The organism is Jatrophihabitans cynanchi (assembly GCF_027247405.1).
Classification (GTDB): Bacteria; Actinomycetota; Actinomycetes; order Mycobacteriales; family Jatrophihabitantaceae; genus Jatrophihabitans_B; species Jatrophihabitans_B cynanchi.
Genome location: NZ_CP097463.1, coordinates 517,982 through 530,679, shown reverse-complemented (window position 1 = coordinate 530,679; position 12,698 = coordinate 517,982). Strand labels below are relative to the sequence as shown.

Annotated in this window: 13 protein-coding genes; 8 read left to right on the top strand and 5 right to left on the bottom strand. The window is 71.6% G+C overall.

Annotated features, from left to right (window positions below; all coding sequences use genetic code 11):
* Together M6B22_RS02565 and M6B22_RS02560 are read left to right on the top strand one after the other, a co-directional pair.
* Positions 1-540 carry a flavodoxin family protein gene (locus M6B22_RS02565; RefSeq protein WP_269444210.1) on the top strand — a complete coding sequence of 180 codons (540 nt, stop codon included), beginning with the start codon at positions 1-3 and terminating at the stop codon, positions 538-540.
* 72 nt (positions 541-612) lie between these two features.
* Positions 613-996 carry a DUF5709 domain-containing protein gene (locus M6B22_RS02560; protein WP_269444209.1) on the top strand — a complete coding sequence of 128 codons (384 nt, stop codon included), beginning with the start codon at positions 613-615 and terminating at the stop codon, positions 994-996.
* Between the two features lie 73 nt (positions 997-1,069).
* Here M6B22_RS02560 and M6B22_RS02555 read toward each other — a convergent pair whose 3' ends face one another.
* The 3 genes from M6B22_RS02555 to M6B22_RS02545 form a co-directional block, all read right to left on the bottom strand.
* A complete protein-coding gene (locus M6B22_RS02555; protein WP_269444208.1) occupies positions 1,070-1,321 on the bottom strand; it encodes a DUF1876 domain-containing protein in 252 nt (83 codons plus the stop codon).
* 147 nt (positions 1,322-1,468) lie between these two features.
* Positions 1,469-2,317: an alpha/beta fold hydrolase gene (locus tag M6B22_RS02550; protein ID WP_269444207.1), complete on the bottom strand. Its 849-nt coding sequence runs from the start codon at positions 2,315-2,317 to the stop codon at positions 1,469-1,471.
* Positions 2,314-3,765: a bifunctional aminoglycoside phosphotransferase/ATP-binding protein gene (locus M6B22_RS02545; RefSeq protein WP_269444206.1), complete on the bottom strand. Its 1,452-nt coding sequence runs from the start codon at positions 3,763-3,765 to the stop codon at positions 2,314-2,316. Before M6B22_RS02545 ends, M6B22_RS02550 begins: the two co-directional genes overlap by 4 nt.
* 136 nt (positions 3,766-3,901) lie before the next feature.
* Here M6B22_RS02545 and M6B22_RS02540 point away from each other — a divergent pair, with 136 nt between their 5' ends.
* The 5 genes from M6B22_RS02540 to M6B22_RS02520 all read left to right on the top strand — a co-directional run bounded on the left by M6B22_RS02540 (position 3,902) and on the right by M6B22_RS02520 (position 8,819).
* Positions 3,902-6,268 (top strand): glycosyl hydrolase family 65 protein, encoded by a 2,367-nt coding sequence (locus M6B22_RS02540; RefSeq protein WP_269444205.1) that lies wholly within the window; start codon positions 3,902-3,904, stop codon positions 6,266-6,268.
* Positions 6,265-6,945 (top strand): universal stress protein, encoded by a 681-nt coding sequence (locus M6B22_RS02535; protein WP_269444204.1) that lies wholly within the window; start codon positions 6,265-6,267, stop codon positions 6,943-6,945. The genes M6B22_RS02540 and M6B22_RS02535 overlap by 4 nt, the downstream gene beginning before the upstream one ends.
* A 133-nt stretch (positions 6,946-7,078) precedes the next feature.
* Entirely contained in the window at positions 7,079-8,257 is a 1,179-nt protein-coding gene (locus M6B22_RS02530) for a glycosyltransferase family 4 protein (RefSeq protein WP_269444203.1), read from the top strand.
* Positions 8,208-8,546: a DUF7455 domain-containing protein gene (locus tag M6B22_RS02525; protein WP_269444202.1), complete on the top strand. Its 339-nt coding sequence runs from the start codon at positions 8,208-8,210 to the stop codon at positions 8,544-8,546. The genes M6B22_RS02530 and M6B22_RS02525 overlap by 50 nt, the downstream gene beginning before the upstream one ends.
* 15 nt (positions 8,547-8,561) lie before the next feature.
* Positions 8,562-8,819, top strand: a complete 258-nt coding sequence (locus tag M6B22_RS02520) for a hypothetical protein (protein WP_269444201.1) — start codon at positions 8,562-8,564, stop codon at positions 8,817-8,819.
* Between the two features lie 132 nt (positions 8,820-8,951).
* Here M6B22_RS02520 and M6B22_RS02515 read toward each other — a convergent pair whose 3' ends face one another.
* Positions 8,952-9,371 (bottom strand): hypothetical protein, encoded by a 420-nt coding sequence (locus M6B22_RS02515; protein ID WP_269444200.1) that lies wholly within the window; start codon positions 9,369-9,371, stop codon positions 8,952-8,954.
* A gap of 153 nt (positions 9,372-9,524) precedes the next feature.
* On the opposite strand from M6B22_RS02515, the gene M6B22_RS02510 reads away from it, so the two are divergent.
* Positions 9,525-11,663: an amylo-alpha-1,6-glucosidase gene (locus tag M6B22_RS02510; RefSeq protein ID WP_269444199.1), complete on the top strand. Its 2,139-nt coding sequence runs from the start codon at positions 9,525-9,527 to the stop codon at positions 11,661-11,663.
* Here the strand turns inward: M6B22_RS02510 and M6B22_RS02505 are convergent.
* Positions 11,660-12,478 carry an ATP-binding cassette domain-containing protein gene (locus tag M6B22_RS02505; protein ID WP_269444198.1) on the bottom strand — a complete coding sequence of 273 codons (819 nt, stop codon included), beginning with the start codon at positions 12,476-12,478 and terminating at the stop codon, positions 11,660-11,662. The genes M6B22_RS02510 and M6B22_RS02505 overlap by 4 nt on opposite strands.
* Positions 12,479-12,698 lie beyond the last annotated feature (220 nt).

Sequence of the window (12,698 nt, the reverse complement as noted above, 5' to 3'; positions counted from 1 at the left end):
ATGCGTGCGATCGTGATCTACGAGTCCATGTACGGCAACACGCGGCAGATCGCGGAGTCGATCGCGGAAGGGCTCAGCGCCGCCGCCGACACCGCGGTCGTCCCCGTCTCGAAGCTGGCGCCGGACACGGTCGCCGGTGCCGACCTGATCGTGGTGGGTGGCCCGACGCACATGCTCGGGCTGAGCGGTCCGGGCAGCCGGCGGATGGCGGTCAGCGCGGGGCGCAAGGCCGGCAGCGGGCTGACCGTGGAGGACGGTGCCGACGGTCCGGGGCTGCGTGAATGGTTGACGACGACTCGCGGGCGCGGTGCGGCCGCTGCCTTCGACACCAAGCTGCACGCCAGGCTCAGCGGCCGGGCGTCGGTCCGGATCGGCAGGCGGCTGCGCAGGAGCGGTTACGACCTCATCGCCCGGCCGCGGAGCTTCTACGTGTCCAAGACCAATACGCTCGAGCCGGGCGAGCAGGAGCGCGCGCGCAGTTGGGGCAGCGGCCTGCTGGGCGCGGTCACGGCCGGAACGGGCGCGGTCGGCGATCACTGACGGGTCGTACGTCCGCACGGTCCCGGCCTTTGGCCCCTGCTCCGGCGGGTTGTTCCCCACAAGACTGAGGCCATGAGCAGGCAGGACGAGATCTACGTAAGTGGTTACGACGGCTACGCGCAGCTCGATCCGGCGGATTCTCTCGCCGGCGAGATCGGCGAGGACCCGCTCGACGCGGGTTACTCACCGCCGGATCATGCACCCGTCTCCTCGCGCCACGACCAGACGTACGCACAGATGTCCACCGCCGAGTCGCTGGAGCGCCACCTCGCCGCGGAGGAGCCGGATGTCTGCGAGCGGGACCTGGATCGCGCGTACGAGGACGACCGGGCCGGGCGGCTGGTGAGCACGGGCAACATGTTCGTGCAGAACGAGACGCCGTACGGCGAGGACGTCGGCCGCGCCGGCTGGGGTGCGAGCGCCGAAGAGGCCGCGATGCACATCGTCGACGATTGACAGCACCACCCGGCGGTGCCTGGCGAGATCGCTCAGGTCATCGAGGTTCCTCGGATCATCGAGGTTCCTCGGATCATCGAGGTTGCTCGATCGCGGCGACGTCGTCGGCGCCGGAGGCCAGCAGTTGCCGGCCGAGTTCGGCCAGCGCGCGGCCGACCGCGATCTCGTCGCCGATCTCCGGCACGGCCGGATCGCGCGGGCTGCGCCGCGCCACACCGTCGGCGGTGAGCACGTTGTCACGCGTGTTCAGGACCGCTCGAGCGGTCGTACGGTCGTCCTCCTCGGTGATCCAGACCTGGATCGGCCACTCCTGGATGTGTGTCATCGTCCGCTCCCTTACGCTCGAATCGCCTGCCTGCTGAGGTTTCCCAGGGCTTCCAGCGTGTCCCGGCCGTCGGCGGCGCGACAGGGCCCAACGTCCGCAAGGGCGGTGGTCCTTCTGCCCGCGCCGATCCCGGGACGGCAGCCGCGCTCAGGTCTGCTCCGCGCCGCCTGCGGCCGCATCCAGACCGAGGATGTTGGTGATCTCCTGGGCGAACCGCTGCGGATCTGCGATCAGCCAGCCGTGTGTCCCCTCGATCGTTCGGACCGGGGGCTCGCCCAGCGCCGCCCGGAGCGACTCCAGGCACGCCCACGGCAGCACCGTGTCGTTGCGTCCCCAGAGGATCACCACGGGCAGGCCGCGGTCCTTCAGTGCGGCCAGTTCGGCGCTGAGGTCTGCCCGGCGGGCCAGCTTGCCGACCTGCCACATCGCTCGGGGCCGAAGAAGCGCGTTGGGCACCGCGTCTGCCGCGATGACCGGAAGGATCCGGGTGAGTTGCCTGAGCGACAGGACGTCGGTCTGCAGGTGCAGTCCCCAGTCCCACAGCGGGCGTTCTGACATCGGTCGCAGCTGCCCCCCGCGCACACTCCAGGTGGCGCCGCCGATCGCGTTCACCAGGACCAGCCGGTTGACTCGGTCCGGCCAGTCGTACGCGGTGCGAATGGCGACGCCGCCGCCGAACGAATGCCCCACCAGGGCGACCGGTTCGCTCAGCCCCACAGCGTCCAGGAATTTCGCCACCCAGCTGCTGTAGCCGGCCAGGCTGAACTGGTCGGGCGGCAGAGGTGCCGTGCCGTGCAGGCCCGGCAGGGCCGGGGCGTACACGCGAACCCCGTGCCGGATCAGTTGGTGCAGCGCCCTTCGGTAGGCGCGCATGTCCAGGCCCCAGCCGGGCAGGAAGACCAGCGGCCGGCCGGCACCGGCGACGGCGAACGCCGCAGGTCGCCCGTCGACGTCGAGCCAGCTGCGCTGCAGACGGCCGGATTCGGGCCGGCTCATCCGGGATCGGCCCGCTCGGCGAGGTCGGGCCCGAGCACGGTCAGGACCTGCTCGACGGCGCGCTGCACCCCGTTCTCGGTGTCGACTCGGACGGCTCGGGGCCAGGGCGCGCGCTGCACGGCGAGCCGGCGCGCCACGTCGGCCCCTGCGCGCGAGCTCGATTCGCCGTCGGCCAGTCGTTGCTGTGCGCGCTGCGCGGCCAACTCCGGCGCGACGCTGCACTCGACGGCGACCAGCGTGCTGGCCGTGTCGACTGCGAGCTGCTCTGCCAACGCACGGGTGCACGGGTCGCCCCAGGTCGCGTCCGCGATCACCGAGACGCCGTGCTCGAGTGAGGTTCGGGCGCGCGCCAGCAGCCTCCGGTAGACCGCGGCCTTGGCCGCTGGGTCGTACCGGTCACGACCGCCGAACTCGCGCCGGATCTCATCGGTGCTGAGCAGTGACCAGCCGAGCCGCTCCACGAGCGCGCGGGCGAGGGTGGTCTTCCCGGATCCGGGCGGCCCACCGACCATGATCAGGTTTACCTCGCCGGAGCGGAGGTGGCGCAGTGCGATACGCAGATACTCGCCGGCCTCGGCGTTCGGCAAGCCTTGCGCCGAGCGCAGTGCGGCGATCTTTGCGCGAACGAACGCGCGATAGGCGACGTAGTGATGGCACAGCGACTCGACGGCCGGTGCCCCGCTGAACTCCAGGTACCAGTTCAGGAAGCGCTCGGCGAGGTCGGGTCGGCCCAGATGCTCCAGGTCCATCGCGAGGAACGCGACGTCGTCGAGCGCGTCCACCCACCGCAGCCGGTCGTCGAACTCGAGGCAGTCGAGCACGCGCGGGTGATCCGGAAGGCAGAAGATGTCCTCGCTGAGCAGGTCCCCGTGCCCGTCGAGGTAGGCGCCGGCCGCGGCCCGCTCGGCGAACAGGTCGGCCCGGCCGTCCAGATAACGCATCGCCAGCCGCGCGACCTCGGCGTGCTCCTGCGCGGGGACGGCCATCGGGCCGAGCAGTTCGCTCTCGCGCAGATTGTCAGCCCACCGCCGCCGCAGCCCGGGTAGGCCGGCTTCGGCGTCGATCTCCGGCCCGCGCCTTGCGCGCGAGTGGTAGCACGCCACGAGCCGGGCAAGCGCGCGCAGGTGCTGGTCGACGTCGGCGCCCGACTGCACCAGGGTCGACAGCCGCAGTTCACTCGGCATCCGGCGCATCGCGATGCCGCGCTCGAACGGTTCGCTGTCGCTGCCGGCGATGGTGACGACGTCGAGGTACACGTCCGGGCTGAACTGGCGGTTGAGCTCGACCTCGCGGCGGCAGTCCGCGAGGCGAGCCGCATCAGTCACGAGGTCCACGAACCCGAGGCTCACGTGCTTCTTGAACTTGTAGGCACGATCACCGAACATCAGCACGACCGCGCTGTGCGTCTCGTGGACTTCGGCGGCGTCGGCCGCGGCCGTGGAAGGCATCGCGCGTCCCTTCGATTTCGTCCGAACCTCACTGTGGTCCCCGGCGAATGCTCCCGGCCAGGGACTTTGGACTCTCGCGTGCCCGCATGCTGCTGCGGTCGGATGCACAGACAGGTCGAGGAACGGGACGTCGCGCATGGCGAGTTCGAGTGCAGCGCAGTCGTGCATCGGGCGCACCGTCGATGCCGTGATCCTGGACCGTGAGCACGTGATGTCCCGACTGGACCGCGTGCGGGCGCGCGATGTGCGGCGCGCGGCGAACCGCTTGCGCGAACAGGGTGTTGAGGTGGTCGTGCTCGACACGACAGACCGGGTGGCGCTGCAGGCGGAGCTGGACAAGCTGGCCGCGGTCGGAATCACGGGCGAGCTGGTGCTCGTGCTGCGGGCCGGGCCGGAGCTGGTGTCCGGGCTGCTCGCCGAGCAGGTGCGCAGGCGCCGCGCGCGCCGCGTACCGGGCATCGATGAAGACGTGCGCTGGACCGTCTACGCATCAGACGCCGGCACGGCGGACGCCGTGCTCACGATCGGCGCCGGCGGCATCGGCACGCGCGGTAACCGCGAGGAAGCCGCCGGCGCAGTCGCTCCCGCCATGCCGCTGCTGCTGGCCAGCGGCATCTACTGCGGTTCGGGGTCCGCCGAGCACCTGCTCCCCGGGCCGGCGTGGACGGACCTGGACATTGCACCGCCGGTGGTGCGGGACGAGCGCATCCTCGACCTCCGCTCGGGCGTGCTGCTGCGCACCGAGTCGACGCCCGGCCCATCGCCGCTGAAGAGCATGCGTTTCATGAGCGTCGCACGCCCGGGAGTGGTGGCACTTCGGGCCGAGGCCGCGGTCGGCCGGCTCCGGCCCGGTCGGGCGTTACGACCGGCGGCGACGGAGTCGTCCACCGCCGGCCAGGTCGACGGGCGATGGTGGGCGCAATCGACCGGGAACAGCGGCGGAATCGGTGCGGTCGCCCGGCAACGCATCGGTCGCGACGGCGCGATACGGACGGTGCAGCGGCTGGCCGCGTACGTGATCGCGCCGCAGCGCCCGAAATTGTCGAGCGCGCAGGAGTTGCTCGATGAGGCCGAACGTCTCGGGTTCGATCGGCTCCTGGCCGAACAGCGTGCGGCGTGGGCCGGGCGATGGCGCGACGCCGGCGTGGAGATCCCCGACGACCGGGCGGCGGAGCTCGCGATCAGGTTCGCACTGTTCCAGCTGTGGTCCAACGCTGACCGCCGTGGCGAACAGGGGCTCGGTGCCCGTGGGGTGTCCGGGCCGGGGTACAGCGGCCACGTGTTCTGGGACAGCGACGTGTTCGTCCTGCCGGCGCTCGCGACAATGGACCCGGCCGCCGCCGCGGCGATGCTGCAGTACCGCGTGCGGCGGCTGGCCACCGCACGGGCCGCCGCCCGCACCGAAGGCCGGTCGGGCGCCAGATTCCCGTGGGAGTCGGCCTCGAGCGGCGCGGACGTCACGCCGGCGACCGGTGCGATCGGTGGTCAACCGGTGGACATCCTGACCGGCCGCTTCGAGGAGCACATCACCGCGGATGTGGCGTGGAGCGCCGTGCACCTGGCGCGATGGTGCGGTGAGCCGGCCGGCGGGACCGCCCCGGTGCGCGAGCTGCTCGTCGAGACGGCGAGCTACTGGTCCTCGCGCGTACGGCTGGACGCGGCCGGCGCCGCGCACCTGGACGGCGTCATCGGTCCGGACGAGTACCACGAACTCGTCGATGACAATGCGTTCACGAACGTGCTGGCGCGCTGGAACCTGCGCACTGCCGCCGCGCTGAATCCGGCCCACGCGGACGCGGCGAACTGGCGTGAGCTCGCCGACAGGCTGGTCGACGGCTACGACCCCGAAACAGGTCGGTACGAGCAGTTCGCCGGCTACTACCGGTTGGAACCGCTGCGCGTCGCCGACTTCGCCGTCGCACCGGTGGCCATCGACGTGCTGCTGGGCCGCGAACGCGTGGCCGGCTCGCAGCTGATCAAGCAGCCGGACGTCCTGATGCTGCACCACCTCGTTCCGGACGAGGTCGCTGCCGGCTCGCTGATCCCGAACCTCGACTACTACGAACCTCGGACGGCACACGGATCCTCGCTCTCCCCGGCGATCTCGGCAGCGCTTCTCGCCCGCGCCGGTCGCCCGGACGAGGCGCTCGCGTTGCTACGGGTCGCGCTGCGGCTGGACCTCGACGACCTGACCGGCAGCACCTCGTCCGGGCTGCACATGGCGACGTTCGGCGGCGTGTGGCAGGCGCTCGTGTTCGGTTTCCTCGGCGCGCGGGTGGACAGCGGCGCACTGACGCTCGACCCGTGCCTGCCGTCCGGCTGGCACACCGTCACGGTCCGGATGCGATGCCTGCGCCGGCGGGTCCGGGTGCGGGTGGCCGACGGGCGTGTGGAAGTCGGCACCGACGGTCCGCTGGCGGTGCGGCTGCTCGGCGGCCCGCCGGTGCGGGTGAACGGCGTGGCGGCGCTCGTGCCGGCACCTCGTGCGGAGGTGAGGCGATGACTCAAGTGCTGGCGGTGGCCGAGCCGGGCGGGGGAGCTCCTGTCGTGGAGGTCGGGTCCGCGCTGGCCGAGGTACTGCGCGCCGACTTGCGCACCCTGTCCGCGACGCGAGGGCAACTGGCGGCGCACCGCGCGAGTGAGGTGCTGGCCGAGCTCGACACCGTGGACGTGGTCGCGGCGGTCCTCGCTGCGGGGCCGGACGAGGACGCGGTGTGCTGGCGCGTCGTGCGGCGGGCCCGCAAGCCGGTGGTGCTCGTACCGCCTGATCTCGGCCGGCCGGTCGCGGCTGTCTCGCGGGTGCTGGTGCCGCTCGACGGCACGCCCGCGTCGGCCGAGGCGGTGGCGGACCTCGTCGCGCTCCTTGCCGGCGCCGGCGTCGACATCGTGGTCCTGCACGTGTTCGACGCCACGACGGCGCCGATGTTCTGGGATCAGGCTGCGCACACCCAGCAGGCGTGGTCAGCGCAGTTCCTCTCGCGGCACGCGCCGGCCGGGGGACGGCTGGAGTTGCGCTCCGGAACGCCGGGCGAGCTCGTCGGCTCGGTTGCCGAGGCCGAGCAGGCAGACCTCATCGCGCTCGGCTGGTCCCAGCATCTGGAGCCGGGCCGGGCGCTGACGGTGCGCCGATCGGTGCTGGAGGCAGGGCGGCCGGTGCTCCTGGTCCCGCTGAAGAACTGAGGACCGTGGCCGCCGGGCGCAGTGACGTTCGGCCCTGCCGTGCCGATCTGCTGCCCGCTGTGCTGAAGGGGTGATGCAGGCGCGGGCGGCAGCGGATCCCGCCGACACGATGCGGCCGGGTGGCCGGCGGCCCATGCGTATCGGCCTCATCGCGCCGCCCTGGGTACCCGTTCCCCCGCCCCGCTACGGGGGCACCGAAGCGGTGGTCGACAATCTGGCTCGCGGGCTGAGCGCGCTGGGACATCAGGTCGTCCTGTTCACGCTCGGCGATTCGGCGTGCCCGGTGCACAAGTTCTCGCTGTACGAGCGGGCGGTCGAGCCCATGGGAAGCGGAGCGTACGAAGCAGCGCACGTGCTGGCGGCGTACGACGCGCTCGCCGACGTCGACATCATTCACGATCACACCCTGCTCGGTTCGCTGATCGGCCCCGCGAACAGCTTCGGCGCCGCGCCCCGCGTCGTCACCAATCACGGCCCGTTCAACGCCGAGGCGCTGCGTATCTTCTCCGCCACGACCGCGCGGGGCGTCGCCCTCGTCGCGATCTCACAGGCCCAGGCGGTCAGCGCAGGCTCGGTGCCCGTCACCGCGGTCATCCACCACGGGATCGATCTGGACGCGTACCGCTTGGGCCCCGGCGGCGGCGACTACCTGCTGTTCGTCGGGCGGATGTCGCCGGACAAGGGAGTTGCACGCGCCGTGCGGATCGCGCACCGTGCGGGGTACCGCATCGTGATCGCGAGCAAGGTGCGCGAGGCCGACGAGCGCGCCTACTTCGCCGAGGCGGTTCGCCCGCTGCTCCGCCCGTCGGACGAGGTCCTCGTGGAGGAGCCGCTGGCCGGGCGCGTCGAGCTGTTGCGTCACGCGCCCGCACTGATCGACCCGATCGCCTGGCCCGAACCCTTCGGGTTGGTGATGACCGAGGCGCTCGCCTGCGGGACGCCGGTGCTCGGCTGCCCGTACGGCGCGGCACCGGAGATCGTGGATGACGGCGTCACCGGCTTCCTCGCGCGGAGCGAGGACGACCTCGTCGCGGCGGCCGGCCGGCTCGGTTCGATCGACCGGCTGCGCTGCCGCGCAGCCGCGGCGCAACGATTCTCGATGCAGCGGATGGCGGGCGATCACGAGCGGCTCTACGCGCGGCTGCTGGCCGCGCGGCCGGCTGCAGACCGGTGGCGGCACCGTCCGCCGGTGGGTCCAAAGTCCCCGCAACTGGGGTACGTGGAACCTACTGGCCGCCCGCAGGTTCGCGGATCCTCATCACATGAGATTGCAGCCTTGGCACCCGTCACCGGGGCCGCGCCCCAAGCGTGACGGCAGCGAAGAATTCGATTTCCCATGGGACGACCTGCTGATCGCCGCGGACGAGGTGCGCGCGCCCGAACGGGCCGACTGCTGCCCCGGCGCGGCCGCGTACCGCATCGTCCTGCCGCGCGCTGACGGTCGTGCAGGTCGGCGCGAGCTGCTCCTGTGCGCGCACCACTACCGCAGCGGGCGCGCCGGGTTGGAGCGCACCGCGGCTGCCGTGTTCGACGTGCGGGGCAGGCTCGTGGCCAGCTATCCGGTCGAGGGGCCGGCCGACGGGCACGCGCGACAGAGCTGAGCGGGGGAGCTGACGATGGGCGTGGCCGAATCCCCGTCCCGTCCGGTCGAACGAGCCGGTCTGGACGTCCTTGTCGATTCCTTGGCGCGCGAGCTGAGCGCGCAGCTGGGTGCGACGGCGCAACCGTCGACCATACGGGCGCACGTGCGGCTCGCCCTCGAGCAGCTGCGCGGGTCGGTCGCGCACGACTCCCTCTCGGAGATGGCCGTGCGGCTGGCCCGCCACCGCCTCGAGAGCAGTGCCGGGGCCGGTGAGATCCCGATCGGACGGTGAGCACGCAAGACAGCGGGCCGGGGGCCGGCAATTGCACCGACCCCCGGCCCTGCCGCGACTACTACGGTCAGCCCTGCCCGGGCGCTGCCACGCACGTCCCCCGCCATGCGCGGCGCGGTCCTACCCCTGGCGTCAGTGCTCCGGCCGTCGCGGCGCTGCGGCGCGACGCGCCGCAGGCTTCTTGGTGCCAGCAGACCCGGACGGCGTGCGGGCACTCGCCTTCGTGGCGGTCCTGGCCGGCGCGGGGCGTCGCGCCCGGCCGGCAAGTTGCTTGACCGCTGCGCCGGGCTGCTCGAGCGTGCCGACCAGCGCGTGCCGCATGGACGCGGCCACCGCGGCGAGGTCCTTGCGCAGCACCGGGTCGCGCACGACATCCCCGGCCGTTCCGAACGCGTCCTCGATCGCGGCGATCAGCGACTGCACCGCCGCTTCGACCGCGGCCCGCTCGGCGGTCACGTCGGCGCCCGCCTGCTCGAACCGGTTGCGCACGTCCGTACCCAGCCGGTCGAGATTGGCACTCACCTGGTCCCACGGGGCTGTCCTGGTGGTCATTTGGTGCTCCCTCCTTCGGTGACACTCCCACTCTCGGCGCGCCCGCGCGCGGGCCCCAGGGGCTTTGGTCACCGATCACGCGGCGCCCCGTCGGCACAAGGCCCAGGACGTTCGCCCCTGGCTTCGAACTCGCGGCCGCGGTGTGCTCTGCGCGTGACCGCGTTCCAGAACCCACCAGTCGTGGGTGGCGGCGCAGCGACGATCACCTTGATCGAGGGGTCGTCGTTCTGCATCAGCGACGCGAACGCGAACATGGACGCCCGAGCGGTCCAGGGCCTGTTCGTCCAGGACACCAGGGTCATCTCGCGCTGGCGGTTGCGGATCAACGGTGCGGATGTGCTTCCGGTGACCGTGCACCGCTCCGATCCGTTCGCCGCGTCCTTCATCGGGCGGGTGGCGCCCGCGGACGGGCGGTCCGACAGCGCGGTGCTCGTGATCCGCCGGCGCTACGTCGGCAACGGCATGCGTGAGGACATCACGGTCCGCTCGACCGGTGCTGATTCGGCACGCTGCCGAGTGGAACTGGCCGTGAGCGCGGACCTGGCCGACCTGTTCGAGGTGAAGGACCAGCGTGCGGGCGTTCTGGACGCGCACACCGACGTCAGCGTGAGCGGGCAGGAACTGCGGATCACGCGGGTGCGGGCCGGACGGCCGTTCGGCGTGCTGGTTCGGATGCACGACGTCGGTGCGGTGCTCACTGCGGATGGAGCCATTTGGCAGATCGCGCTGTCGCCGCGGCAGACGACGACCATGACCGTTGAGGTGCTGCCGATCATCGCCGGGAAGACCATTCCCCTGCTCCACAGCCGGGGCGAGGACGCCGCCGAGGCGGCGCCGGCACGCAAGGCACGCGCCTGGCAGCGTGCCAGCCCGCAGATCCACACGGCCGACCGGGCGTTCGGGGCGGTGCTCGGGCGCAGCCTGGAAGATCTCGGATCGCTCCGCATCTTCGACGCGTCCCATCCCGAACGCGCCGTTGTCGCGGCGGGCGCACCGTGGTTCATGGCCCTGTTCGGCCGTGATGCGCTGCTCACCTCGTGGATGCTGCTACCCGTCGACAGCTCTGTCGCTCTCGGCACCCTGCAGACGCTGGCCGAGCGCCAGGGGAGCGAGTTCCAAGCGGCGTCAGAGGAGGAGCCGGGGCGAATCCTGCACGAGACCCGGCTCGGCCCGGTGGCCGAGTTGGCGCTCGGTGGCGCCAGCACCTACTACGGCACGGCAGATGCGACCGCGCTGTTCGTCATGCTGCTCGGCGAGCTGAACCGTTGGGGACGCCACCGGGACGAGGTGGACGCGCTGTTCCCGCACGCGGCGCGCGCGCTGCGTTGGATCGAGGAGCACGGCGATCAGGACGGCGACGGCTTCGTCGAGTACGAGCGCAAGACCGACCGGGGGCTCGTGAACCAGGGTTGGAAGGACTCGTGGGACGGCATCAACTTCGCCGACGGCCGGCTCGCACGAACGCCGATCGCGCTGGCCGAGGTACAGGCGTACGCCTACGCTGCGTTCCGCGCCGGCGCGGCGCTTGCCGCGCAGGTCGGTGAGCAGGCAGCGGCGCAGCGATGGGCGGGTCGGGCGCGCCGGCTTCGCCGACGGTTCAACGAGACGTTCTGGCTCGGCGACCGAGGCTGGTACGCGGTGGCCCTGGACCATGAGAAGCGGCCCGTCGATGCCCTGACCTCCAACATCGGGCACTGCTTGTGGACCGGGATCGCCGATCGGGACAAGGCCGCCAGGATCGCCGACCTGTTGCTGTCGCCGCCGCTGTTCACCGGCTGGGGGATCCGGACGCTGTCGTCGTCGATGGGTGCCTACAACCCGATGAGCTATCACAACGGATCGGTCTGGCCGCACGACACAGCGATCTGCGTGGCCGGCCTGACGCGGTACGGCTTCGTGGACCACGCCCAGCGTGTCACCGCCGGTCTGCTCGATGCAGCCGAGCACTTCGAGCACCGCCTGCCCGAACTGTTCTGCGGGTTCGCGCGAGAGGAGTTCACCGACCCGATTCCGTACCCGACGTCCTGCTCGCCCCAGGCATGGGCGTCGGCGGCGCCGCTGTTGCTGCTGCGCAGCATGCTGCGCTTCGATCCGGACGTCGGCGCCGGACGGCTGTGGTGTGCGCCCGCAGTGCGCGATCGATTCGTTCCGCTGCGCGTCGGCGGCATCCGCGTCGGCTCGCAGAACGCAACCATCGAGGTGCGCGCGGACAGCTGGGAGATCGGTGGCCTGGACCGCAGCAGCGGGATCGAGTTGATCAGGGCGGCACGGCCGGCCTTAGTGGACGGTTAGCGTGCCGGTGCCGGTGCCGGTGCCGGTGCCGGCGTCGAGCGGTGTGCGGCCGCCGCGTCCGAGCCGCTGCCCTCGCTGTAGCCGCTCGTCATGAGCTCGACGATCAGTTGCCGGCTCAGCTCCTCGATCGGCCGGACAGCAACCAGCTGACCGAGGTGCAGGACGGCGATGCGGTCGGCGACCGCGAACACGTCGTTCATGTTGTGCGAGATCACGATCACCGCGATACCGCGGTCGGCGAGCTTGCGGAGCAGGTCGAGGACGACCCGGGTCTGCACCACACCCAGCGCCGCCGTCGGCTCGTCCATGATCACCAGTCGCGAGTTCCACAGGACGGACTTGGCGATCGCCACCGCTTGGCGTTGTCCACCGGAAAGCGCGCCGACCCGCTGGCGGATGGATCGGATGCTCGTCACGGACAGGTTGCGCAGGGTGTCGCGTGCGGCCAGCTCCATGGCCTCCTCGTCCAGTGGCCCGTGACGGCGTACCTTCTCGCGGCCGAGGAACAGGTTCTGGACGACGTCGAGGTTGTCGCACAGCGCCAAGTCCTGGTACACGGTCTCGATCCCGAGCGCCGCCGCGTCCTTGGGACCGCGCAGGAACACCGGGTGCCCGTCCCAGATCAGGCGTCCGGAGTCCGGCGGGTAGCTGCCGGCGATGCACTTGATGAGCACCGACTTGCCCGCGCCGTTGTCGCCGGCGAGCGCGGTGACCCTGCCCGCGGGCACGTCCAGCGACACATCACGCAGCGCCTGGACGGCGCCGAAGCTCTTGCTCAGATGCTCGATCCGTAGCAGTGGCTGTTCGGTGACCATGGCCCGGCTCCCTTGCCTACGACGGCGCGGTCGGCGCCTTGTGTCCTGGTGTCTTGTTTCCTGGTGTCCTTGTGTCCCTGTGTCCACGGTCGCGAGCCGGAACGCGTCGCGGCAAGTGCCCTTGGGCGGCACTGGTCCCGATCAGGACGGGCCGTTGGGCCCTGACAGCTCCGCTGCGCCCGGACGAGAGTGGACGCAGGGGATCGACGATGGGGGTGCC